We start from the raw sequence: 24,425 nt of genomic DNA on the forward strand, positions 1-24,425 counted from the left end.
GAGGGCGCGATTCCGGCACACCGGACGAGAGCTGCAATACCGTTTCGGTTGACCCGCCGAAAGCGTCGAAAGGAAGGCGTATGTCCCAGAAATCCCGAAAGAAATCGTCCAAAACGCCCTCCGCCAGTCCGACGGCTAAAAAGAAGGCCCTGAAAACACGGGCCTCTACCCCAACAAAGCCCGCGAAGACACAGCGGACACCGGCGAGCAAATCAACCGCGACCTTAGCAAAAGCAGGATCACATAGGGCCGCATCGAAACAGTTAAATTCCTCCAAATCGGCGCCCCCGCCCGCGAAGGCGAAGCCGGGCCTGGCAGAGGGTCAGAAGGCCCCCGCCTTCCGCCTGCCCCGCGACGGCGGCGAGGTCGTCACATTGGCGGACTATGCCGGCCGAAAGCTCGTCCTGTTCTTCTACCCCCGCGCCGACACCCCGGGCTGCACCCGCGAGGCGATCGACTTCACCCGCCTCGCCGGCGCCTTCGCGGCCGCCGGCACCGCCGTGCTCGGCATCTCCGCCGATCCGTTAAAGGCCCAGGAGAAGTTCCGCGACAAGCACAAGCTCGGTATCCCCCTGATCTCGGACGAGACCCACCAGATGCTGGAAGCCTATGGCGCGTGGGGCGAAAAATCCATGTATGGCAAGAGCTTCCTTGGGATTCTTCGCACCACGATACTGGTCGGAGCTGATGGCAAACTGGCCAGGATCTGGCGCAATGTCCGGGTCGACGGCCATGCCGACGAGGTGCTGGAAGCGGCAAGAAGTCTTTAACCAGTCCTTTAAATTCGCGCGTTCCCATTTCCGGAAAATTAACCATGACCGGCCCAGATTGCTGCGGCAATTAGGCCGTACGGACTCATCCGACCGGCGCGGGAGTGCCGATGTCGAAAAGTTCTGCCCAATACTCGCGGTACGCCCAACATCATCCTCACGACCACGGACGGGCCTTCCAACGCCGTCCCGCCCTCGCGGCAGCCGCAGCGATTCCCCTTCCCGCCACCGACGACGCCTACACCATCGTCCATGCCGGCAAGCAGGTTCGCTTCGGGCCCGTGGTGTTCTGGATCGTGGTCGGCACGGTGGTGCTGCTCGGTCTCTGGTCGGCGGCAACCGCCACCTATTTTGCGTTCCGTGACGACGTCCTGACCCGGCTGATCGCCCGCCAGGCCGAGATGCAATACGCCTATGAGGACCGCATCGCCGAGCTGCGCGCCAAGGTCGACCGCACCACCAGCCGCCAGTTGCTCGACCAGGAACAGTTCGACCAGAAACTCGACCAGATCATGAAGCGCCAGACGGCGCTGGAGTCCCGGGCCACGGCGCTTGGGGCCATGCCTGACGTGACCGGCTCGATCCCCCGCGCGGCCCCGCAGCGCGGCGAGGCGAGCCAGAGCACGCCAAAACCCTCGCCGATCAGCGACACCGTGATCTTCGTGGCACCGCCGGACCGTGAGGCGCGGCTCGAATCGCGCGCGCCGACCGTGGCTGCTCCCTCGACCAGCCAGTTCGCCAAGAACCAGGGTTTTGACAACGTCCTGGTCCGACTCACGACCTCGCTCGATCAGGTCGAGCGTCGCCAGATGGCGGCGCTCAGCGCCGTCGAGGAAGGCATGGATTCACGCATGCGCCGGATGCGCGGCGTGGTCAGTGATCTCGGCCTGAATCTCGCCAATCTCGAATCTGCCGTGCCGCGCACCGCGATGGGCGGACCGTTCGTGCCGGTCAAACTGACGGCCAATGCCGGACCGTTCGAGAAGCAACTCTATCGCATCAACACCACGCGGGCCGAGATGGACCGTCTCAACCGCACGCTGGCGCTGGTGCCCTATCGCAAGCCCGTCATCGGCGAGGTCGAATTCACCTCCGGCTTCGGCGTCCGCAGCGATCCCTTCCTCGGCCGGCCCGCGATGCATACCGGGCTCGATTTCCGCGCCGCCACCGGCGATCCGGTCCGCGTCACCGCCAACGGCAAGGTGGTCTCCGCCGGTTGGTCCGGCGGCTACGGTCGCATGATCGAGGTTGACCACGGCAACGGCCTTTCGACCCGCTACGGCCATCTCTCCGAGATCAACGTCAGGGTCGGCGAGATCGTGAAGATCGGCCAGGTCGTAGGTCTGGTCGGCTCGACCGGTCGCTCCACCGGTCCGCATCTGCATTACGAAACCCGGATCGAGGGCGAAGCGGTCGATCCGCAGAAGTTCCTGCGCGCCGGCGTGCGTCTCAGCGCTGGCTAGGCCCGCGACAAAAGGCGACTGCGCATGATCACTGGCTGCGCTCGTGGCCGACCTCGCCGGTGATGACGTCGCCGAACAGCTCCCAGGCCTGCCCGTTGAAGCGCATCAGCTGCATCTGCTCGATCGGGAAGTAGTCGTCGGCTGAGGTGTTGACCATGATGCCCGGCAGCATCAGGTCGGTGTGGAAGTCTTTCAGGTTCGCGGCCTGCTTCATGACGTTCTCTCGGGTGAGATTGTCGCCGCACTGCTTGAGCACCTGCGCCATCGCCTCGGCCTGGACATAACCGTAGATGTTGTTGGAATTGGCCTTGTCGCCGTCGGGATAATATTTGTCCATGAACTCGCGCCATTTCACCACGGCCGGATCCTTGTCCCAGGTCGGATCGGTCGGGTCCTTCAGATACACCGTCGAGATGATGTCCTTGGAATAGTCGAGCCCGGCGGGCTTGAGCACCGAGGCGACCGAAGTCGCGGTGTTCGCCAGGAAGAATTTTGGCTTCCAGCCGAGCTCGCCGACTTTCCGGATCGCCTGCGCCGATCCCTTCGGCGCGGCCCAAGAGAAGAAGATGTCCGCACCGGAATCGTGCAGGGCCACGATCTGCGAGTCGATCGAGGGATCGCTGACCTCGTAGGACTTGTCGGCGATGATCATATTGGCCTTGTCGCCGAGCCCGTCTTTCAGGCCCTTGAACTGGTCCTTGCCGGCGTCGTCGTTCTGCCAGAACACCGCGATCTTGCTGCTCGGGAAATGATCGCGGATGTACTTGGCGTAGATGCGTCCCTCGCTCTGATAGTTCGGCTGGAAGCCCATGGTCCACGGGAAATTCCTGGGGTCGCCGAACTTGGTGCCGCCGGAGGCGACGAAGAGCTGCGGCACCTTCTTGGCGTTCATGTATTTCATGATCGCGGAATTCGAGGGCGTGCCGAGCGGCTGGAAGATCAGCAGCACCTCGTCGCTCTCGACCAGCTTGCGCGCCTGCTCGATTGCCTTCGGCGGCGAATAGGCATCGTCATAGCTGATGAAATTGATCTTGCGTCCGTTGATGCCGCCCTGATCGTTGATCATCTTGAAATAGGCGGCCTCGGTCTTGCCGATCACGCCATAGGACGAGGCCGGCCCGCTATAGGGCATGATGTTGCCGATCTTGATGTCGGTGTCGGTGGCGCCGGGGTCGTATTTTTTCTGCGCCGAGACCGGTGTCGTGACCAGTACTCCGGCAGCAAGCATGGCGAGGGCAGCAAGGCTTTCGCGACGACCCGGCATCGTTCTCTCCCCTGTTTTGTAGTCTTGTTTTGTGGGGGAGTGTCGCAAGGCCGTTCGCGGCTGGCAAGCGCTGCGATTTTCCGCGCGGTGAAACGGCGAAGCCGGAACTTACGTAACGCGCCGCAACAGATTCAAAACGCGCCCGTCGATCACCAGCAGCGCGCTGCCGATGACGATGGCGCCCGCGATTTCGCGCATCGAGATCGGCTCACCCAGCACCAGCCATCCCGCCAGGATGGCGGTGACGGGAATGAGCAGCGTCACCAGCATGACATTGCTCGCACCGGAGCGCCGTATGATCTGAAAGAAGACGATGTAGGCGAGCGCCGTCGATAAGCCCGCGAGGCCAAGCACCGCGAGCCAGGTCGTGAGGCCCGGCACCGGAAGACGCCAAGGCTGCTCCACCACGCCGGCGACGATCGCCATCATCACCGTCGACGCCATCAGCTGAAACGTCGCCGTGCCGAGCGGCGGAGAGTCCTTGAGCAATCGCCGCGCCGCCAGTGCGGCGAAACCATAGCTGAGGGCGCCGCCGAGGCAGAGCAGGATGCCGAGCCCCTGCCCCGGCCTCGTCTCGAGGCCCCATCCGCGCAGGATGATGACGCCGGCAAGGCCGAGCCCCACACCGGCCACGCGCCGCATCGCCAAGGCCTCTTCGCCCGCCGCCGCCATCACGAGCACCGTGAACAGCGGCGTCGTCGCATTCAGGATCGACGCCAGTCCGCTCGGGATGAAAGTCTGCCCGGCCACGATCAGCGAAAATGGAATGACATTGTTGAACAGCCCGATCGTAACGAAAGGCTTCCAACCTATCATGCGCTTGGGAAAGCCGATCCCCTGCCTGCGTAGCAGCGGCAGCAGAATGGCCGCCCCGAGCGCGACCCGCAAAAACACCAGCGTCAGCGGCGGCAATTCCCGCAGAGCCGCTCCGTTGAAGAAGAACGAGCCGCCCCAAAGAACCGAGAGCACCGCAAGCAGCGACCAGTCGCGCGCGTCGATCCGGTTGTCGGTTGGGGGCATGGGTGTCACCTCGGCGCAGTTGCTCGCCTAGGACAACGCGGAACATTTCGCCACCCGGTTTCCGACAAAATTACTCGAGATCATTCCCGTGACCGCCGATCGCCCGCGATATCGGCAACAACCGCCCCAATCACCAACGCGCCGCCAACGAGCGCGTGGACGGCGGGGATCTCCCGAAAGGCCACCCAGATCCAGAACGGCATCAGCGGTGTTTCCAGCGTCGCGATCAGGGAGGCCTGTCCTGACGGCAGCAGGCGCGAGCCGAGCATGTAGAAGGTCAGTCCGAGCGCGACCTGAAGGCAGCCGAACATCGCGAGGACCGCGAGGTTATGCCCGCCGACATGGGCGATGTCGTGAGCGAACGGAAGACTGACGAGGCTCCCGATGAAATTCGACAACGCCGCTGCCGCCACCATCGACGTCTCGCGATGGCACCGGACCACCACCGTCATGGCGGAAATGGCGAGCACCATCAGACAGCTGAGCGCGATGCCACCGAGATCGGCACCGGCTCGCACACCGCCGACCGTAATCACCACGCCGGCAAAGGCAATCAGGCTCGCGATCAGCGTGCGCCACGTCGCCGCCTCGTTGAGCCACAGCCAAGCCAGCGCGGCCGCAACGAACGGCTGTGTTGCAATAAGCACCGCCACGTTCATGACGTCGGTCATCTGCAGCGCGGGAATGAACGAGACCATTCCGATCGCGGACAATGACGCGACGAGCAGGCCAGCCTTCCCCGGCACCAGCAACTGCCGCAGCCCGGCGCGGCCTTGCATCACCACGAGAAGCACCGTGATCAGGCTGCCGGCGAACACGCCGCGCCAGAATAGAATGGTCCAGGGATCAAACGGCAGCAGCCGCGTGAAGAACGGCGCCGTGCTCCAGGCAACCGCAGCGGCGACGACGAGGGCAATGCCAAGACCGCGTTCCGAACGAGGCTGCCCCATGTGGATGCGACCGGCTAGGACGGCTTCTTCGGCCGCGACACCAGCTCGATCATCCTGCCTTCATCATCATCCGGCATCGCCGCCTTCGCCTGCGCATAGGACTCGACCGCGGCGCGCGAGACCAGCGGCTTGTCGGCCAGCAGGCTCTCGGCGAGCTTCACCGCATAGGCGGCATCCTTGTGCCGCAGCGCTGCGGTGAAGGTCGCGCCGGTGAAGTCGCGGGCCACCATGCGCTTGGAGTGGCGCTGCACCTGGGGGCTTGCGGCCACGCCCGCCTGGATCGAGTCCAGCACGAGGTTCATGTCGAGCCCGGCCTGCTCGGCGATCGCGAGGCCCTCGGCAAGGCCGGCGATCTGGATCGCGCCCATCAGATTGTTGATGAGCTTGTAGACCGTGCCGGCGCCGACCGCGCCGAAATGGCGGATGGTCGAGCCGATCGGCGTCAGATACGGCCGCGCGCGTTCGAGGTCGGCAGCATCGGCGCCGACCAGCAGCGTCAGCTTTCCGCCCGCGGCCGCATCCGGCAATCCGGTCACGGGGCAGTCGATATAGATGAGCCCGCGCGCGTTCAGCTCGCGGCCCATCTCGCGGGCATGGTCATAGGAGACGGTGGAGCATTCGATCGCGATGGTGCCTGATTTCGCCGTCTTGGCCGCGCCCTTCGGCCCGAGCCAGACCGCGCGCGAGGCTTCGTCATCGGCAACCATGGTCACGACCGCGTCGGCATCGATCGCGGCGTCCTCAGGCGAGGTCGCCCAAAGCGCGCCGCGCGCGATCAGGTCTTCAGCCTTGGCCTTGCTGCGATTCCACAGCGTCACCGTGAAGCCGGCATCGAGATAACGGCCGGCCATTCCATGGCCCATCCGTCCAAGCCCGATGAAGGCGACGCGTGTCATCGCTAATCCACGTCCTCGATGTCGGCACCAGTGGTGCCGAAGGCGCGCTGTGCCAAGGTCGCGGCCATGAAGTCGTCGAGCTCGCCGTTGAGCACGCCCGATGTGTCGGAGGTCTGCACGCCCGTGCGGAGATCCTTCACCATCTGATAGGGCTGCAGCACGTAGGAGCGGATCTGGTGGCCCCAGCCGATGTCGGTCTTGGCGGCCTGGTCGGCGGCGGCCTTCTCCTCGCGCTTCTTCAGCTCGATTTCATACAGGCGCGCGCGCAGCATGTCCCAGGCCTGGGCACGGTTCTTGTGCTGCGAGCGGCCGGCTTGGCAGACCACCGCGACACCGGTCGGAATGTGCGTCAGCCGCACCGCGGATTCGGTCTTGTTGACGTGCTGGCCGCCGGCGCCGCCCGAGCGCATGGTGTCGACGCGGACGTCAGCTTCCTTGATGTCGATCTTGATGCTGTCGTCGATGACCGGAAACACCTGCACGCTCGAGAACGAGGTGTGCCGCCGCGCGTTGGAATCGAACGGCGAGATGCGGACGAGGCGGTGCACGCCAGCTTCGGTTTTCAGCCAGCCATAGGCGTTATGACCTGAGACCTGAATCGTGGCGGACTTGATGCCGGCCTCTTCGCCCTCGGACTCTTCGAGGAATTCGACCTTGAAGCCGTGGGTTTCGGCCCAGCGCGTGTACATGCGCAAGAGCATCTGCGCCCAATCCTGGCTCTCGGTGCCGCCGGCGCCGGCATGGACTTCGAGATAGGAGTCGAAGCGATCGGCCTCGCCCGACAGCAGCGCCTCGAGCTCGCGCCGCGCGACTTCCATCTTCAGGTTCTTCAGCGCGGCTTCGGCTTCGGCGACGACGCCGGCATCGCCCTCGGCCTCGCCGAGCTCGATCATGCCGATGTCGTCTTCGAGCTCCTGCTCGACCTTGCCGATGCCAGAGAGCGAATCCTCAAGCGAGGTCCGCTCCTGCATCAGCTTCTGGGCTTTCTGGGGATCGTTCCAGAGATTGGGATCTTCTGCGAGCTTGTTCAGCTCAGCGAGGCGCGCCGTCGATTTCTCGACGTCAAAGATGCCTCCTCAGCAGCCCGACTGACTGCTTGATCTCTTCTACCAACCGTTCGATTTCGGCGCGCATGTCGTTCTCTGGTCTCGCGGAATTGTTCCGCGTGCAATTCGAGATGGGGATGTAGCGGCGGCGGCTGCAAAGCGCAACCGCCGCTGCGACAAACGACCGTCTTGTCCTAAGCCTTAGTACAGCCCGCCGGTGCCCGGCCGCATGAAGAAGCCGGAATCCGGCTGCTGCTGTTGCGATGCCGGCATGCCGCCGCCGCGCCCGTCGGCGTCGGCCACGCCGATGACGGAGTAGTTGTCCGGCGGCGCCGTGCCCGGCTTGAAGGCTTCGAGGATGGTTCCGCCGGTCTCGCCGGGACCTGCGCGCATGCCGGTCTTGGCGACGACGCGGACCAGCTTGATGCCGGCCGGCACCTTGAACGGAACGGCGGGCTTGTCGGCGAGCGCAAGCTTGAGGAAATCGCGCGCGATCGGCGCTGCCAGATGGCCGCCGGTCGCGGCGTTGCCCTTACCGAGCGCACGCGGCTTGTCGTAGCCCATATAGATGGCGACGGCGACGTCCGGCGAGAAGCCGACGAACCAGGCGTCCTTGGCCTCGTTGGTGGTGCCGGTCTTGCCGGCGATCGGCTTGCCGACCTCCTTGACCACGGTCGCGGTACCGGCCTGCACCACGCCCTCCATCAGCTCGGTGATCTGATAGGCGGTCATGGAATCCAGCACCTGCTCGCGGCGATCGATCAGCTGCGGCTCGGTCTGGTTCTTCCAGCCGCCCGGCGCGTCGCAGCCGCGGCATTCGCGCTGGTCGTGCTTGAAGATGGTGTGGCCGTAGCGGTCCTGGATGCGATCGATCAGCGTCGGCTTCACGCGGCGGCCGCCATTGGCGAGCATCGAGTAGGCCGTGACCATGCGCATCGCCGTCGTCTCGCCGGCGCCCAGCGCGTAGGACAGATAGTTCGGCAGCTCGTCATAGACACCGAAGCGGCGGGCATATTCGCCGATCAGGGGCATGCCGATATCCTGCGCCAGCCGCACCGTCACGGTGTTGAGCGACTGCCGCAGCGCGTTGCGCAGCGTCACCGGTCCCTGGAACTTGCCCGAGGAGAAGTTTTCCGGCCGCCACACGCCGGCGCCCTGCCCCTGGTCGATTTCGATGGGGGCGTCGAGCACGACCGTCGAGGGCGTATAGCCGTTGTCGAGCGCCGCCGAATAGACGATCGGCTTGAACGACGAGCCCGGCTGCCGATAGGCCTGCGTGGCGCGGTTGAACTGGCTCTGGTCGAACGAGAAGCCGCCGACCATCGCGAGCACGCGGCCGGTCCAGGGATCCATCGCCACCATCGCGCCGGACACCTCGGGGATCTGGCGCAGCCGGTACTGGCCCTCGACAGGCTGGCCGTCCTTATAGAGCGGATCGGCATAGATGACGTCGCCGGGCTGCAGCACCTGCGACACCGCCGTCGGCGTCTTGCCTTTGGCTCCGCCCTGCACGGCCCGCGCCCAGCGCACGCCGTCCACCGTGACGATGCCGGTTTCGCGCTGCTTGCTCACGGCTCCGCCAAGCTCGCGGCTCGGCTGGAAGCCGATGCGCGCCGACTGGTCGCTGGTCTCCAGCACCACCGCCATGCGCCATGGCGAGATGTCGGAGAGCGATTTGATCTCGGCGAGCTTCACGCCCCAATCGCCCGACGTATCGAGCTTGCTCATGGCGCCGCGATAGCCCTGCTGCTCGTCATAGTTCACGAGGCCCGAGACCATGGCCTTGCGCGCCATGACCTGGATCTTCGGATCGAGCGTGGTGCGGACGGACAGACCGCCCTCATACAGCTTCTTCTCGCCATAGCGCTCGAAGATGTCGCGGCGGACCTCCTCGGCAAAATATTCGCCGGCGAAGGTATGGGCGCCGTTGGACCGGTTGGTGACGGCAAGCGGCTCCTTGCGCGCCTTGTCGGCGTCGGCCTGCTTGATCCAGCCGTTCTCCACCAGACGGTCGATCACGTAGTTGCGGCGTTCGATGGCGCGGTCGCGGTTGCGGACCGGATGCAGCGTCGCCGGCATCTTCGGCAGCGCGGCCAGATAGGACGCTTCCGCCACCGTCAGCTCGTTCACCGACTTGTCGAAATAGACCAGCGAAGCGGCCGCGATGCCGTAGGCGCCGAGGCCCAGATAGATTTCGTTCAGATAGAGCTCGAGGATCTTGTCCTTCGAGTAGGTCTTCTCGATCCGCATCGCGAGCAAGGCTTCCTTGATCTTGCGGGCGAAGGAGACCTCATTGGTCAAAAGGAAGTTCTTGGCGACCTGCTGGGTGATCGTGGAGGCACCCTGCGGACGGCGGTTCGAGCCGTAATTCTGGATGTAGACCACGCCCGCGCGCGCCATGCCGGTGTAGTCGATGCCGCCATGCTCGTAGAAATTCTTATCCTCGGCCGCGAGGAACGCATTGATCACGAGCTTCGGCACCGCCTGGATCGGCAGATACAGCCGTCGCTCCTTGGCGTATTCGCCGAGCAGCGAGCCATCGACCGCGTGCACGCGGGTCATCACCGGCGGCTCGTAATCCTGAAGCTGAGAGTAGTCCGGCAAGTCCTTGGAGAAATGCCAGATCAGGCCTGCCACGGCCCCGACACCGACAAGGAACACCACCGTTCCCGCGGCGAACAGGAAGCCCATGAACCGCACCAGCAAGCGCATTATGTGTTTATCCGTTCAATCTCTGGATCAGCTCAGTATCAGCCCCTTGGCACCCAAACAGGGGCCAACCTTCACGTCACCAATTCACCGGCTTACGCAATACCATCAGTGCCGGACTTTAGACGCTTGCCGAGCGGGATTCTCTCCGATTCCGGAACCCCCTGCGGCGTTTTTATAAAGCGCCCGCTGTGGCCAAACTAGGGCTTTTGCGGCGGGACGGAAAAACCCTTCCAATTCGACGATCCCCGGGTCGTCAATTTGACGATCCCGCCGTGGCCAGCCGCTTGGTCAAGAACCCGTCGATGGCCTGCGCCATCGAGCCCACGGCCTTGGACCGCCAGCCTTCGGAGACCAGATGCTCGAGGTCGCCCTTGTTGGAGACATAACCGATCTCGACCAGCACCGAGGGCACGTCAGGCGCTTTCAGGACCCGGAAGCCCGCCGACTTCAGGGGATGCTTGTGCATCCGCACCGTCGACTTCATCTCGCCCATCAGAAGACGCGCGAAACGATTTGAAAAGGTGCGGGTTTCCCGCTGCGTGAGGTCGATCAGGATGTCGGCGACGTCGGTCGGCTCCTCCGCGAGGTTGAAGCCGGCGATCGCGTCCGCCCGGTTTTCGGCGTCCGCCAGCCGCTGGGCCTCGGCGTCGGACGCCTTGTCGGACAGCGTATAGATGGTCGCGCCCTGCGCATCGCCCTCGGTACGGGGCAGCGCATCGGCATGAATGGAGACGAACAAGGCCGCCTTCAGATTCCGGGCGACCTTGGTCCGGTCATTGAGGGGAATGAAGGTGTCGTCGTTCCGCGTCATGACCACACGGTATTTGCCGGCCTTCTCCAGCCTGTCGCGGAGCGCCAGTCCAAAGGCCAGCACCAGGTTCTTCTCGCTCTCGCCGCTCGACTGCGTGCCGTTGTCGATGCCGCCATGACCGGGATCGATCACGACCACCGGGCGGCCATCGCTCTTCTGCTGCGCTGTGTCCGGCGCCGTCGTCGCGGGAGCCGTTGCGGGCTGCGCCTCGGCGATCGTGGGCCGCAGCTCGGGGCGATTTTCGGGTGCGAGCGACTGCACGAAGGCGGTCCGGTCGACCTCCTCCAGCTCCAGCACGAGCCGGGCCGGCTGGCCGTTGGCCGCCTCCAGCACATAGGAATTGGCGATCTTGGCCGGTCCGGTCAGGTCGAACACGATTCGCGAGCCGCCGGGCATGACGAGCCCGTAGCGGAAGGCCTTCACCAGGCCGCGCCCCCCAGCCCCCGTGCCCGCGGGCAGCTGAAAATTGACCTGCGGGACGTCAACGACGACCCGGTACGGGTCCGCGAGCGTGACCGCACGGAAGGTTACGGTCTGGTCGATGTCGAGAATGAAGCGGGTTTGCTTGCCATCGCCGGCCAGCCGGGCGGCCGAGGCGACTGGAAAATTCGCTACCGCGACAGTGGGTTGCGGCTGGCTTTCCGCGGCGCTCAGGCGCGAGGAATCGGCACACGGCAACGCCGCGGCGCACAGGAGCGCGCATCCCAGCAAAACCCGTTGATTTGTGCGGCTCGCCACCGATTCCGTGCCTCCGAGCAGCCCTTTTAACGCAATAGAACCACAGGGTTAATCGATCCTTAATGACAGAAACGCGAAACTCGCTGACTGTGACCGCCGTGCGACGCTCCCTTGCACCGATGGCTCATTCCTCGTATGTACGGAATGCTGACGGCCGATATTTCCGGTTGTGTCGCATTCAGCCTCCCGGTGCAGCGCCGGAACTCTCAAGGTTTGGGAATTCCAGCGTTTTCCGTTTCCCTCTAAGACCAGCGCGGTGCGCGGCAGCGAGGTGGAGCGGGTCAAGCGCCGGCGGCGGACGGTCCTGGGTTACCTCTCGCGTTACCGGGACAGTTCTGACAGCGACGTAACCCATTACCCGGTCCCTTGATCCCAAGGGAGCGGTTCGTGATCCCCAAGGCGAGCGCGCTCGCGCCATGCCTGGCCAGCAGCAACTGATTGAAGGGCGGCCTCGCCGCCCAGTGTTTCATACGGGCCGACGCTTGATGCGCCAGACTGTGCCGACGAATTCTGAAGGATCATTCGCGACGCTGCGGAGTGAAAATCCCGCGCGCCGCCTTGATCCTGAAGCTTCCGGTTCGGCAAGGCGCGAGAGACGGCGTTTCGGCCTTCCCCTCACCCCCGAATCAGGTGGACCGTCGCGTCACCCGGCAGCGCAACTCGCGCCCACGGTGAATCGCGCCCGCCGCCGCCAAGAGTTAAGACATGCCCAACAAGATGTTGATCGATGCCACCCACCCGGAAGAGACCCGGGTCGTTGTGGTCCGCGGCAATCGCGTCGAAGAGTTTGATTTCGAGACCGCGCAACGCAAGCAACTGCGCGGGAATATCTACCTCGCCAAGGTCACAAGGGTCGAACCTTCGCTCCAGGCCGCCTTCGTCGAATATGGCGGCAACCGCCATGGCTTCCTCGCCTTCAGCGAAATCCATCCCGACTACTACCAGATCCCGGTCGCCGACCGGCAGGCGCTGATCGAGGCCGAGGAACAGGCCCATCGCGAGGCCGAGGAAGAGAGCGAGAACCGCTCCCACGGCCGCCGCCGCTCGCGCCATCGCAATTCCCGCCGCCGCAGTCATGGCGAGCGCGTGCGCAGCGACATCGTCGAAGGCGCAGATCCCGCGGCCCAGCCGATCGAAGGCGCGGCGCTGTCGGAGCACGCCGAGGGTGCACTGCACGAAGGCGAGCATCTGCACGCCGATACGGAGCATCACGGCGAGCACGAAGCTCACGATCACCACGATCATGATCATGGCGACCATGATCATGACGATCATCATGCCCATGAGTACGGGCACCATCACGCTCACGATCATGACCATGGTCACGATGGCGAGCATGATCATCACGACCACGATCACGCCGACGAGACGCCCGCGCCCGTCGCAACCATTGGCGCCGAGCCCGTGGTCGCTGCCGAGCTGCAGGAGACCGCCACCCCCGAAGCGCATGCGGAAGCTCTGGCTGAGGCCGTGACCTCCGCCGCTGAGCCGGCCGATGCCGTGTACGCGGCGGGCGAGAGCGCCGAGGCGCAGCAAGCCGAGGCTGCGGAAACAACCGGCGAAGACGACGAGGACGACGACGAGGACGGCGAGGAAGCCGAAGAGGAAGTCGTTGAATCCGTCGGCGGCGACGACGTGCTGGAGGAAGTGCCGGAGCGCACCTTCCGCCCGCGCCGCCAGTACAAGATCCAGGAGGTCATCAAGCGCCGTCAGGTGATGCTGGTGCAGGTCGTCAAGGAAGAGCGCGGCAACAAGGGCGCGGCGCTGACCACCTACCTCTCGCTCGCCGGCCGCTATGCCGTGTTGATGCCGAACACCGCGCGCGGTGGCGGCATCAGCCGCAAGATCACCAGCGCTCAGGACCGCTCGCGCCTGAAGGAAGTGGTGCAGGATCTCGACGTGCCCGAGGGCATGGGCATCATCCTGCGCACCGCCGGCGCCGCCCGCACCAAGCCCGAGATCAAGCGCGACTTCGAATATCTGATCCGGATGTGGGAGACGGTGCGCGACCTGACGCTGAAGTCGCAGGCCCCGACCCTCGTCTACGAGGAAGGCTCGCTGATCAAGCGCTCGCTGCGCGACCTCTACAACAAGGAGATCGACGAGATCTCGGTTGCCGGTGAAGCCGGTTACCGCGAAGCCCGCGACTTCATGAAGATGCTGATGCCCGCCAATGTCAGCGCGGTGAAGCAATATCGCGACGGTCAGCCGCTGTTCTCGCGCATGGGCGTCGAGAGCCAGCTGGATGCGATGTTCTCGCCGACGGTGCAACTGCGCTCGGGCGGCTACATCGTGATCAACCAGACCGAGGCGCTGGTCTCGATCGACGTCAACTCGGGACGATCGACCCGCGAGCACCATATCGAGGACACCGCGCTCAAGACCAATCTGGAGGCGGCCGAAGAGGTCGCCCGCCAGCTCCGCTTGCGCGACCTCGCCGGCCTGATCGTCATCGACTTCATCGACATGGACGAGAAGCGCAACAACCGTGCGGTCGAGCGCAAGCTGTCCGATTGCCTGCGGCAGGATCGGGCGCGCATCCAGGTCGGCCGCATCTCGCATTTCGGCCTGCTCGAGATGTCGCGCCAGCGCATCCGCGCCAGCGTGCTCGAGAGCTCGACCGATCCGTGCCCGCATTGCGGCGGCACCGGCCATGTCCGTTCGGTGTCTTCGGTGGCGCTGCAACTGCTGCGCGGCCTCGAAGAGATCCTGATGAAGGGCGCGACCCACAATCTCGTGGTCCGCACCCGTACCGACGTCGCGCTCTATGTGCTGAACCACAAGCGCGGCCATCTGCGCGACCTCGAGAACGGCTTCAAGGTGACGCTGTCGGTTATCGCCGACGCAAGCGTCAGCGGGCCGCAGGCCTATCTCATCGACCGCGGCGAGCAGGTGCATACGCTGGAAGCCGCCAAGGCACTGCTGGCGGCGCAGGCGGCCGCAAGCCCGCCGCCGCTGGCCGAAGAAGCTTATGACGACGAGGAGTTCGATCCGGAAACCGAATCCGAGGTCGAGACCGACGAGACCGAAGGTCTCGCCGAGGAGCAGACCGCAGGCGATGCCGCTTCCGAGCAGGACGGCCAGCGCCGCAAGCGCCGTCGGCGTCGTCGCGGTCGCGGCGGCCCGCGCGATGGCGAGCTTCGCGAGGATACCGCGCCGACCCTTCCCGAGGCGGCGGTTGCTGCCGGCGAAGGCGAGGAGGATGCCGAGTCCGAGCAGGATGGCGAGGAAGGCGAGGAACAGGCAGCCCGCGGCGAGCAGCAGGGCAGCGCTGATCGCCGCCGCCGGCGTGGTCGCCGTGGCGGACGCCGTCGGCGTGGCAGCGGCGAGGAAGGTCTTGCCGGCTCGATCGGCGACGAACTCGGTGCCAGTCAGCCGTCGGAAGCGTCCGACGCCGTCGCCGATTTCGACGGCTTCAGCGGCGAGCCTGCGCCCTCGATCGCGCAGGCCGAGCACACCGCCGAGCCACAACTCTCGCAGCCCGAGCCGCGCGCCGAGGTGCAGACCGAGGCGGCGCCGGCCCAGCCCGAGCCAATTGCCGCGGAGGAAGAGCCCGCCGACGACAAGGCCGCGCGGCGCCGCTCCACGGTCCGGGAAAAAGTGAGCTTCCTGTCGAGCAGCCCGAGCGAGCCGGCAGCGCCGGTTGCGCAGGCGACTGAGCCGGCCGCCCCGCCGGCAGCTGAACCCGCGCCGGAACCGGCAAGCGAAACGCCGGCGGCCCCACGCCGCGCCGGGTGGTGGTCGCGCCGCTTCGGCGGCGGTGAATAAAGCCGAACACTCAAGAGAAAACGCCCGGGTCAAGCCGGGCGTTTTTGATTTGGCGAGGTCAGTTTCAATGCAAAGCGCAATCGTTCTTGGCGGCGGCATGATCGGCGTGAGCGCGGCGCTGCACCTCCAGCAGCGCGGCTGGACCGTCAGGCTCGTCGACCGCAGGGAGCCGGGCCGCGAGACCAGCTACGGCAACGCCGGGATGATCCAGGCGGAAGCGGTCCGCCCCTATCCGATGCCGCGCGACCTTGCGACCCTCCTGAAGATCGCGACCGGCCGCACCAACGATGTGCGCTACAGCCTGTCGTCACTTCACCTCCATATCGAGCCCCTGCTCCGCTACTGGTGGCATTCGGCGCCGAAGCGCCATCGCGAGGCGGTCGACGCATGGGCGCGGCTGATCGCCTACGCGACGAGCGAGCACGACATCCTCATTCGCGAAGCCCATGCCGACAATCTCATCCGCCGCGCCGGCTATCGCATGCTGCATCGCGGTGCCGCTTCGTTCGATCTGGCGATCAAGACGGCGGAGGAAGACCAGCGCGAGTTCGGCGTGAATTTTCGCGTGCTCTCCGGCAAGGAGCTTGCGAGGGCCGAGCCGGTCCTGCGCGACGATCTTCCCGGCGCGATCCATTGGCTCGACACCTGGACCGTGTCCGATCCCGGCGCACTGGTCACCGCCTATGCCGAGCTGTTCGAGCGACGCGGCGGCACCATTGTGCTCGGCGATGCGCAGTCGCTGCAGCAGACCGCGACCGGCTGGTCGGTCGATACGGACCAGGGGCGCCTCGATGCCGCCCACGCCGTCGTGACCCTCGGGCCCTGGTCGCCCGACCTCCTCCACAAATTCGGCTATCGCATTCCCCTGGTGCGCAAGCGCGGCTACCACATGCATTACAGCGGCGGCGCTTCGCTCGACCTGCCGCTGATCGACAAGGCCGGCGGCTATGCCATGGGGCCGATGGCCAAGGGCATTCGCATCACCACGGGAGCCGAGCTGACGAGCCCGGACGCGCTCGCGACGCCCGTGCAGCTCGCCAGCGCGGAAGCATCCGCACGCGAGCTGATCGACCTCGGCAAGCGCGTCGAGCCGGATCCGTGGTTCGGTACCCGTCCCTGCACGCCCGACATGCTGCCGGTGCTCGGGCAAGCTCCGCGTCATCCCGGCCTCTGGATGAATTTCGGCCATGGTCACCAGGGCTTTACGCTGGGACCGGCGACGGGGCGCCTGCTCGCGGAGATGATGAGCGGCGAGACGCCTGCGATCGATCCGACGCCGTACCGGCCGGGGCGCTTTTAGCCCCTTCGGGCAAGCTGCAGAATTCCGTCAACCTGTTCGCGCGGCCAGCAGCTTTCTGATGCGCTCGGCGTCTTCGGGCGTCGCCGGGTTGTAGACGATCATGCTGAGATCGGAGCGACCCTCGACGTTGAAGCTCGAATATTCGAACGACATCATGCCGTGAACGGGATGGCGCAGCCGCTTGGTGCCGTCGCCATGATGGCGCACGTCGTTGTCGCGCCAGAGCGCTGCGAATTCCGGACTGGTGCGGCAGAGCTCATCGACGAAGTCGGCGACATGCGAGACCGCGCCCGCGCGCGCCGCATCCGCCCGGAACGCCGCCACCACGAAGCGCGCCACGCTGTCCCAATCATATTGCGCGGCGCGGACGCGCGGATCGCAGAAGATGAAGCGCAGGATGTTGCGCTGTCCCGGCGGGATCGCGCCGTAGTCCGTCAGCACGGCGGTTGCGGCACGATTCCAGGCGACGACGTCCCAGGTCGCGGTCCGCACCAGCGCCGGGCTGAATGCGAGCGCGTCGAGCACGCGCTGCAGCCGCGGCGAGACGCCTTCGGTGGCCTGGTAGCGCACCTCGGGCGGGCGGCCGAGGCCGATCAGGAACAAATGCTCGCGCTCGACATCGGTCAGCATCAACGCGCGGGCGATGCGGTCGAGCACGTCGGCCGACGGCGCCCCGCCGCGGCCCTGCTCCAGCCAGGTGTACCAGGTCGGACTGATATTGGCGCGCTGCGCCACCTCCTCGCGGCGCAAGCCGGGCGTGCGCCTGCGGCTGCCGGCAAAGCCAAACGCGGCGGCATCGAGCCTGGTGCGGCGATCCCGGAGATAGGCCCCGAGCAGGTTCTCGGCGGTGACGGTCTCGCTCATGCTGTTAGCTATTATACCCTGATAAACTCACTACTTTACCCGGATATCTGTAACGCGGATGGTCGTCTCCACCAACCCCTCCCCGCCAATTCCTGGAGATTGCTCATGCGTGTATTCGTCACCGGCGCCACCGGCTTCGTCGGCTCCGCCGTCGTTGCCGACCTGATCGCCGCCGGCCACCGCGTCGCCGGCCTTGCCCGGACCGATGCGGCTGCCGCGGGCCTCACCGCGATGGGCGCCGAGGTCCATCGCGGCTCGCTGGAGGATCACGCCTCCTTACGCAGCGGCGCGGCCGCCGCCGACGGCGTGCTTCACCTCGCCTTCAACCACGACTTCTCGAAATTCACTGAGAATTGCGAGCTCGACCGCCGCGCGATCCTCGCGCTCGGCGACGAGCTGAAAGGCTCCGAACGTCCGTTGATCGTCACCTCAGGCGTCGCGCTGCTCGCGCCGGGACGGCTCGCCACCGAGGACGATGCGGCGGCCCGCCACTTTCCGCGCGCGTCGGAAGCGACCGCCGAAGAGCTCGCCGACCGCGGCGTCCGCGCCGGCATCGTGAGGCTGCCGCCGACGACCCATGGCGAGGGCGACCACGGCTTTGTCCCGCGCCTGATTGCGATCGCCCGCGAGAAAGGAGCTGCAGCCTATATCGGCGACGGCATGAACCGCTGGCCGGCCGCCCACCGCCTCGATGCCGCACGCGTCAATCGCCTCGCGCTCGAGCAAGGCGCATCCGCTCGCCGCTATCACGCCATTGCCGAGGAAGGCGTGCCGTTCAAGATGATTGCGGCGGTGATCGGCAAGAGGCTCGGCGTGCCCGTGGTCTCGAAATCCGCCGGCGAAGCCGAGTCTCATTTCGGCTGGTTCGCGCGGTTCGCTGGCGTCGATGTTCCCACCTCGAGCGCGAAGACGCGTGCTGCGCTCGGCTGGGCGCCCAAAGAAATAGGGCTGATCGAAAATCTCGACCAGCCCCATTACTTCAAGGTCTGACGGCGCAGCTCGCGCCGCCCCATCCAGATCAGTCCGTCGTGATCGCCGTCTCCATGTCGGTCGGATCGATCTGCTTGGAGAGGTTGGCGTTGAGCTTGTCGCGGTCGAGCTCACCCTCCCACCAGGCGACGATCACGCAGGCGACGCCGTTGCCGCACAGATTGGTCAGCGCGCGGCACTCGCTCATGAACTTGTCGATGCCGAGCACGATCGCCATGCCCGGCACGAGGCGCGGGTCGACCACGGCCAGCGTCGCCGCCAGCGTGATGAAGCCCGCTCCGGTGATGCCGGAGGCGCCCTTCGAGGTCAGCATCGCCACGACCAGGATGGTCAATTGCTGGCTGAAGCTGAGATCGTAGCCGAGCGCCTGTGCGATGAAGAGCGTCGCCAGCGTCATGTAGATGTTGGTGCCGTCGAGGTTGAACGAGTACCCCGTGGGCACCACGAGGCCGACCACCGACTTGGAGCAGCCGAGCCGCTCCAGCTTCTCCATCAGGGACGGCAGCGCGCTTTCCGAGGACGAGGTGCCGAGCACGATCAGCAATTCGTCCTTGATGTAGGCCAGGAACTTGAAGATCGAGAACCCAGCCAGGCGCGCGATGATGCCGAGCACGACGAAAACGAACAGCGCCGCAGTGAGGTAGAAGGTCGCAATCAACCCGATCAGATTGAGGATGGCGCCGGTGCCGAACTTGCCGATCGTATAGGCCATCGCGCCGAACGCGCCGATCGGCGCCGCGCGCATCACGATGGAGATGACGCCGAACACGGCGTGGGCGGCATCATCGATGAAGCTGCGGATGGTGTGGCCGCGCTCGCCGAGGCTCATGATCGCGAAGCCAAACAGCACCGAGAACAGCAGCACCTGGAGGATCTCGCCTTGCGCGAACGCGCCGACCACGGTGTCCGGAATGATGTGCAGCACGAAGTCGACGGACCTCTGGCCGGCGGCCTGCTTGGCGTAATTTGCAACGGCCGCCTCATTTGCCGCCGCATTGCCGAAGCCCGCGCCCGGCCTGGCGAGATTGCCGACGAGGAGACCGATGACCAGCGCGAAGGTCGAGACGACCTCGAAATAGACCAGCGCCTTGACGCCGATGCGGCCGACCTTCTTGGCGTCCTGAATGTGGGCGATGCCGGAGACGACGGTGCAGAAGATGATCGGCGCGATCACCATCTTGATCAGCTTGATGAAGCCGTCGCCGAGCGCCTTGATCCATTCGTTGGTGGCGATCGTCGGCCAGAGCCAGCCGACGATGGCGCCGAGCACGATGGCAATCAGCACCTGGACGTAGAGAACCTTGTACCACGGCTTGGCGACGGGCGGCGCGACCGGCGCCCCCGCCATCGTTGTCGTCGTCATCGTTTCACTCCCCCTCAAAACACTGGCCAGCCAAGATCAACTTGGCCAGCCCTGTCAATCGGAACCGCCCGCTCTTGCGCGTTTTACCGGCGATCGATCAGCTTGCGCGCCGCCGGCATCAACGCCGCGCCTAGCGCGTTCTTGACCAGCGAGGCCGCAACGAACGGCACGATGCCGACCTGCCAGGCCTTCGCAACGCCGAGCCCCAGGCCGAACGCCAGCCAGCCGAACCCGGCGGCCAGAATGACGATATGGCCGACAGCCATCGCCGCAAACAGCAACACCACACTGCGATCCCAGCCGCGCTCGGCGAGCCAGCCGGTCACGAAGGCGGCCGCAATGAAGCCGAACAGATAGCCCGCGGTGGGGCCAACCAGCGGTGCAATTCCCCCCACCGGCCCGGCGAATACCGGCGCGCCAAGCGCGCCTTCGGCGAGGTAGGCGACCATGGTTGCGCTGCCAAGGCGCCAGCCATAGGCAGCGCCGATCATCAGCACCACCAGCGTCTGCAGCGTCATGGGCACATAGGGCAGCGGCAGGCTGACCTTGGCTGACAGCGCCATCAATGCGGTGCCGAGCGCAATCAGCACGACGGCGCGCACTGCGCCAACGGTTTCGCCCGGCCGGGTCGGCCACATCAATGCGGCGAGAGGAAAATGCGGCGTGGCAGAGGTCGGGACAGATCGGTCAGACAAGATCAACTCCGGAAGTGGTCGAAAACTGGCGGCTATTTAAGCCAGTGAGCGATCCGGTCAACTGCCTCGCGCATCTCCCCGGGCGAGCGCGCATAGGAAAGACGAATGAACGAGCGGCCATGAATGGGATCGAAGTCGAGCCCGGGCGTGGCGGCGACGCGCGCCTGTTCCAGCATCTGCTTGGCGAATTCGAAACTGTCGGAGGTGAAGTCCGAGACGTCGGCATAGAGATAAAATGCACCATCGGCCGGCAGGAACTTGGCCAGGCCGGCTTTCGGCAATCCCTCGATCAAGATCCGCCGGTTTTCCTGGTAGCCATGCTTGATCGCCTCCATTTCGGCTGCGCCGTCGAAGGCAGCTTCTGCCGCGATCTGCGACAGCGACGGCACCGAGATCGACAGGTTCTGCTGGAGCCGCTCGATCGGCCGCACCAGAATTTCAGGCACGACCATCCAGCCGACGCGCCAGCCCGTCATGCAAAAATACTTCGAGAACGAGTTGATCACGAGTGCGTGCTCGGAAAGCGCGGCCGCGGTGACCGCCGGAAACGCATAATCCAGCCCGTGATAGATCTCGTCCGAGATGAAGCGGATCCCGGCGTCTTCGGCGGCCGCCATCAGGCCGGCGAGCGCTTGGCGGGACATCATCGTCCCCGTCGGATTGGCGGGGCTGCCGACCAGCACGCCCTTCAACGGCGCCTTGCGATGCGCCGCGAGCAATGCCTCGCCGGTGATCGCGTGGCGCGTCTCGTTCGTGGTCTCGATCAGCACCGGCTCGCAGCCGAGCGCGGTGAGGATATGCCGATAAGGCGGATACCCCGGCACCGTCACGGCGACGCGGTCGCCGGGCTCGAACATCGACAGGAAGGCCAGAATGAACCCGCCGGAGGAGCCGGTGGTCACCACGATCCTGTCAGGGCTGACGTCACAGCCATAGGCATCGCGATAATGGCGCGCGATGCGCTCGCGCAGACTGGGAATACCGAGCGCGGAGGTATAATCGATCCGCCCGGCCTCGAGCGCCGCGTGGGCGGCCGCAATCGCGGTGCTCGGCGCCCCGGCCGCGGGCTGGCCGACCTCCATATGGATGACATGGCCGCCGGCGGCCTCGATTCGGGCCGCCGCGGCCATGACGTCCATCACCATGAACGGGGGAACATCGCTGCGGCGGGAGGGCTCGAGCCACTGCCCCAACCGGTTCCTCAATGTCGCATCGTGCATCGATTTCTGCTATTTCGCTGGCGGACCGGTGCGTCCGGTCCGGGAAACGGGGCGCTTGCGCCCCAGACTGGCCGCATTGTACGGCTCATAAGGGGTAAGTCTCGTAAGGGCATATCGCGTATCCGGTCCGCCGCCAATCGCCAAAACCAATCACGAAACTGCTTTCCAAATCCCCTTGCCAGACCGTTTGACCAAGACCGTTTGATGTTGCTCCAGATCGCATTGCGCAAGAAGGCCTCCGCCCTCACCGCCCTCGTCACGGCTGCGGCGATCGCGTTGCTGCCGCTTCCGGCGGCGCGGGCGCAGCAGAAGGGGCCCCCGGTCCTGCGCGACACCGAGACCGAGCAGCTGCTGCGCGAATACACGCGCCCGATCCTGCGCGCCGCGGGTCTGGAGAAGCAGAACATCCAGATGGTGATCATCAACGACGGCTCGTTCAACGCGTTCGTCGCCGACGGCCGCCGCATCTTCGTCAATTACGGTGCGATCCTTCAATCGGAGACGCCGAACCAGATCATCGGTGTGCTCGCGCACGAGACCGGGCATCTGGCCGGCGGCCATCTGTCCAAGCTGCGCGAGCAGCTCGCCGCCGCCCAGACCCAGATGATCATCGCGATGCTGCTCGGCGCAGGCGCGATCGCCGCGGGCAGCACCCAGCGCAGCAGCGCCGGCAACAACGGGCTCGCCAATGCGGGCGCGGCCGCAATCTCCGCTCCGCAAGAGGTGATCCGCCGGACGCTGTTGTCCTACCAGCGCCAGCAGGAGGAGAACGCCGACCGCGCCGGCGTGAAATTCCTGACTGCGACCCAGCAATCGCCGAAGGGCATGTACGAGACCTTCAAGCGCTTCACCAGCGAGAGCCTGTTCGCCGCGCGCGGCGCCGATCCCTATCTCCAGTCGCATCCGATGCCGGCCGAGCGCGTCGCCGCGCTTCAGGAATTCGCCAGCTCCAGCCCCTACTGGAACAAGAAGGACGATCCCGCGCTCCAGCTCCGCCACGACATGGTGCGCGCCAAGATCTCCGCGTTCATGGAGCGGCCGGAGACGGTGTACCGCCGCTATCCCCAGACCAACGACAGCATGCCGGCGCGCTATGCTCGCGCCATCAGCACCTACCTGCACGGCGATCTGCGCAGCGCGCTCGCCCAGATTGACGCGCTGATCCAGGTCCAGCCCAACAACCCGTACTTCTACGAGGTGCGCGGCCAGGCCCTGTTGGAGAGCGGCAAGCCGGCCGACGCGGTCGCTCCGCTGCGCAAGGCCGCACAGCTCTCCAACAACGCGCCCCTCATCGAGATGTTACTTGGGCAGGCTCTGGTTGGAACCGATAATAAGGCCTACACCGACGACGCCGTTCGGATTCTCCGCGCCGCGGTGGCGCGAGAGCCCGAGGCGGTGCTCGGCTTTACCCAGCTCGCGATGGCCTATGGCCGGAAGGGCGACTATGCCGAAGCGGATCTCGCCTCGGCGCAAGCCGCTTACCTGCGCGGCGACAACAAGACCGCCCGCGAGCTCGCCACGCGCGCGAAAACCCGTTTCGCCGTCGGTACACCCGGATGGGTCAAGGCCGACGACATCGTGGCGGCGAAGCCGCCGCGAAACTGACGCCACTCGAACGACGCCCGATACCACGACGTCACGACACCGAGCCTAAGTCCGCCGGGACGTATTCCGAAACCTGCTTTGGATAAGAGGATTTGCCTATGCCTTCGCTGCGCCTGCTTGCTCCCGCGTTGTTTGCGCTCGCCCTGTTCGGTGCAGCCGTGCCCGCGTCGGCCGACAGTTTCTCCGACACCCAGCGCACCGACATCGAGGCTATCATCAAGAACTACCTCATCAGCCATCCCGAGGTGCTCGAGGAGGCCATGGCCGAGCTCAGCAAGCGGCAGGCCGCGGCCGAGACGCAGAAGCACGAGGCCAGCATCGCGCAGAATGCGGACGCGATCTTCAACTCGCCGCGCCAGGTCGTGCTCGGCAACAAGGACGGCGACGTCACCTTCGTCGAGTTCTTCGATTACAATTGCGGCTACTGCAAGCGCGCGATGGACGACATGCTCACCCTCATGAAGGCCGATCCGAAGCTGAAGGTGGTGCTGAAGGAATTTCCGGTGCTGAGCCAGGGCTCGGTGGAGGCGGCACAGGTCGCGGTCGCCGTGCGCATGCAGGATCCCTCCGGCAAGAAATATCTCGACTTCCACCAGAAGCTGCTCGGCGGTCGCGGCGCCGCCGACAAGGCGCGCGCGCTTCAAGCCGCCAAGGAAGCCGGCCTCGACACCGCCAAGATCGAAAAGGACATCGCCAGCCCCGAGGTGCGCGCCACCATCGAGGAGAACTTCAAGCTCGCCGAAGCGATGGGCATGAACGGCACGCCGAGCTACGTGATCGGCAAGCAGATCGTGATCGGCGCCGTCGGCGTCGAAGGCCTCAGGGAAAAGATCGGCATTGCCCGCTGCGGCAAGGCGACCTGCTGATCACACGTTACGATCCCGAGAACACGAAGGGCCGGCTGAACAGCCGGCCTTTTTTCTTGCGCCGAACGTTGGCAGCTTCGTGCG

18 protein-coding genes are annotated in these 24,425 nt (G+C 65.5%); 7 read left to right on the forward strand and 11 right to left on the reverse strand.

The genetic code is table 11. The annotated features are described in order from the left end of the window. The first annotated feature begins 80 nt into the window (after positions 1 to 80). Both AABA86_RS11220 and AABA86_RS11225 read left to right on the forward strand, forming a co-directional pair. Entirely contained in the window at positions 81 to 770 is a 690-nt protein-coding gene (locus AABA86_RS11220) for a redoxin domain-containing protein (RefSeq protein ID WP_338306756.1), read from the forward strand. A gap of 110 nt (positions 771 to 880) precedes the next feature. Beyond that, positions 881 to 2,233: a peptidoglycan DD-metalloendopeptidase family protein gene (locus AABA86_RS11225; protein WP_338306757.1), complete on the forward strand. Its 1,353-nt coding sequence runs from the start codon at positions 881 to 883 to the stop codon at positions 2,231 to 2,233. A 28-nt stretch (positions 2,234 to 2,261) separates the two neighbouring features. Here AABA86_RS11225 and AABA86_RS11230 read toward each other — a convergent pair whose 3' ends face one another. From AABA86_RS11230 to AABA86_RS11260, 7 genes are all read right to left on the reverse strand, one after another. After that, on the reverse strand, positions 2,262 to 3,497 hold the full coding sequence (locus AABA86_RS11230) for an ABC transporter substrate-binding protein (protein WP_338306758.1): 1,236 nt from the start codon (positions 3,495 to 3,497) through the stop codon (positions 2,262 to 2,264). A gap of 108 nt (positions 3,498 to 3,605) precedes the next feature. Further along, entirely contained in the window at positions 3,606 to 4,517 is a 912-nt protein-coding gene (locus AABA86_RS11235) for a DMT family transporter (protein ID WP_338306759.1), read from the reverse strand. Between the two features lie 80 nt (positions 4,518 to 4,597). Beyond that, entirely contained in the window at positions 4,598 to 5,467 is an 870-nt protein-coding gene (locus tag AABA86_RS11240; RefSeq protein WP_338306760.1) for a DMT family transporter, read from the reverse strand. Positions 5,468 to 5,481: 14 nt separating this feature from the next. After that, positions 5,482 to 6,363: an NAD(P)-dependent oxidoreductase gene (locus AABA86_RS11245; protein WP_338306761.1), complete on the reverse strand. Its 882-nt coding sequence runs from the start codon at positions 6,361 to 6,363 to the stop codon at positions 5,482 to 5,484. A 2-nt stretch (positions 6,364 to 6,365) separates the two neighbouring features. Continuing rightward, a protein-coding gene (gene prfB, locus AABA86_RS11250) for a peptide chain release factor 2 (RefSeq protein WP_338306762.1) occupies positions 6,366 to 7,497 on the reverse strand; the annotation gives its coding sequence in 2 pieces (ribosomal slippage) (positions 6,366 to 7,427 and positions 7,429 to 7,497; 1,131 coding nt in all). Positions 7,498 to 7,610: 113 nt separating this feature from the next. After that, positions 7,611 to 10,121 carry a penicillin-binding protein 1A gene (locus AABA86_RS11255; RefSeq protein WP_338306763.1) on the reverse strand — a complete coding sequence of 837 codons (2,511 nt, stop codon included), beginning with the start codon at positions 10,119 to 10,121 and terminating at the stop codon, positions 7,611 to 7,613. Positions 10,122 to 10,374: 253 nt separating this feature from the next. Further along, complete coding sequence (locus AABA86_RS11260) at positions 10,375 to 11,670, reverse strand: N-acetylmuramoyl-L-alanine amidase (RefSeq protein ID WP_338306764.1); 1,296 nt, start codon at positions 11,668 to 11,670, stop codon at positions 10,375 to 10,377. Between the two features lie 705 nt (positions 11,671 to 12,375). Here AABA86_RS11260 and AABA86_RS11265 point away from each other — a divergent pair. Then, positions 12,376 to 15,438 carry a ribonuclease E/G gene (locus tag AABA86_RS11265; RefSeq protein ID WP_338306765.1) on the forward strand — a complete coding sequence of 1,021 codons (3,063 nt, stop codon included), beginning with the start codon at positions 12,376 to 12,378 and terminating at the stop codon, positions 15,436 to 15,438. A 67-nt stretch (positions 15,439 to 15,505) separates the two neighbouring features. Continuing rightward, on the forward strand, positions 15,506 to 16,738 hold the full coding sequence (locus tag AABA86_RS11270; protein WP_338306766.1) for an NAD(P)/FAD-dependent oxidoreductase: 1,233 nt from the start codon (positions 15,506 to 15,508) through the stop codon (positions 16,736 to 16,738). Positions 16,739 to 16,765: 27 nt separating this feature from the next. On the opposite strand, the gene AABA86_RS11275 is transcribed toward AABA86_RS11270, so the two are convergent. After that, complete coding sequence (locus tag AABA86_RS11275; protein WP_338306767.1) at positions 16,766 to 17,602, reverse strand: helix-turn-helix transcriptional regulator; 837 nt, start codon at positions 17,600 to 17,602, stop codon at positions 16,766 to 16,768. 105 nt (positions 17,603 to 17,707) lie between these two features. On the opposite strand from AABA86_RS11275, the gene AABA86_RS11280 reads away from it, so the two are divergent. Continuing rightward, positions 17,708 to 18,592, forward strand: a complete 885-nt coding sequence (locus AABA86_RS11280) for an SDR family oxidoreductase (RefSeq protein WP_338306769.1) — start codon at positions 17,708 to 17,710, stop codon at positions 18,590 to 18,592. Positions 18,593 to 18,620: 28 nt separating this feature from the next. Here the strand turns inward: AABA86_RS11280 and AABA86_RS11285 are convergent, their stop codons facing one another. The 3 genes from AABA86_RS11285 to AABA86_RS11295 all read right to left on the reverse strand — a co-directional run bounded on the left by AABA86_RS11285 (position 18,621) and on the right by AABA86_RS11295 (position 21,870). Further along, positions 18,621 to 19,955 (reverse strand): dicarboxylate/amino acid:cation symporter, encoded by a 1,335-nt coding sequence (locus tag AABA86_RS11285; RefSeq protein WP_212244395.1) that lies wholly within the window; start codon positions 19,953 to 19,955, stop codon positions 18,621 to 18,623. Positions 19,956 to 20,038: 83 nt separating this feature from the next. Then, positions 20,039 to 20,593, reverse strand: a complete 555-nt coding sequence (locus AABA86_RS11290; protein WP_338307183.1) for a biotin transporter BioY — start codon at positions 20,591 to 20,593, stop codon at positions 20,039 to 20,041. An 89-nt stretch (positions 20,594 to 20,682) separates the two neighbouring features. After that, on the reverse strand, positions 20,683 to 21,870 hold the full coding sequence (locus tag AABA86_RS11295) for a pyridoxal phosphate-dependent aminotransferase (protein ID WP_338306770.1): 1,188 nt from the start codon (positions 21,868 to 21,870) through the stop codon (positions 20,683 to 20,685). Between the two features lie 204 nt (positions 21,871 to 22,074). Between AABA86_RS11295 and AABA86_RS11300 the strand changes: the two genes are divergently transcribed. Further along, positions 22,075 to 23,475 (forward strand): M48 family metalloprotease, encoded by a 1,401-nt coding sequence (locus tag AABA86_RS11300; RefSeq protein WP_212244399.1) that lies wholly within the window; start codon positions 22,075 to 22,077, stop codon positions 23,473 to 23,475. 98 nt (positions 23,476 to 23,573) lie between these two features. Then, positions 23,574 to 24,341, forward strand: a complete 768-nt coding sequence (locus AABA86_RS11305) for a DsbA family protein (RefSeq protein WP_338306771.1) — start codon at positions 23,574 to 23,576, stop codon at positions 24,339 to 24,341. Positions 24,342 to 24,425: the final 84 nt, after the last annotated feature.

Origin of the sequence: Bradyrhizobium sp. TM233, assembly GCF_036247965.1 — a bacterium.
Taxonomy (GTDB): Bacteria; Pseudomonadota; Alphaproteobacteria; order Rhizobiales; family Xanthobacteraceae; genus Bradyrhizobium; species Bradyrhizobium ottawaense.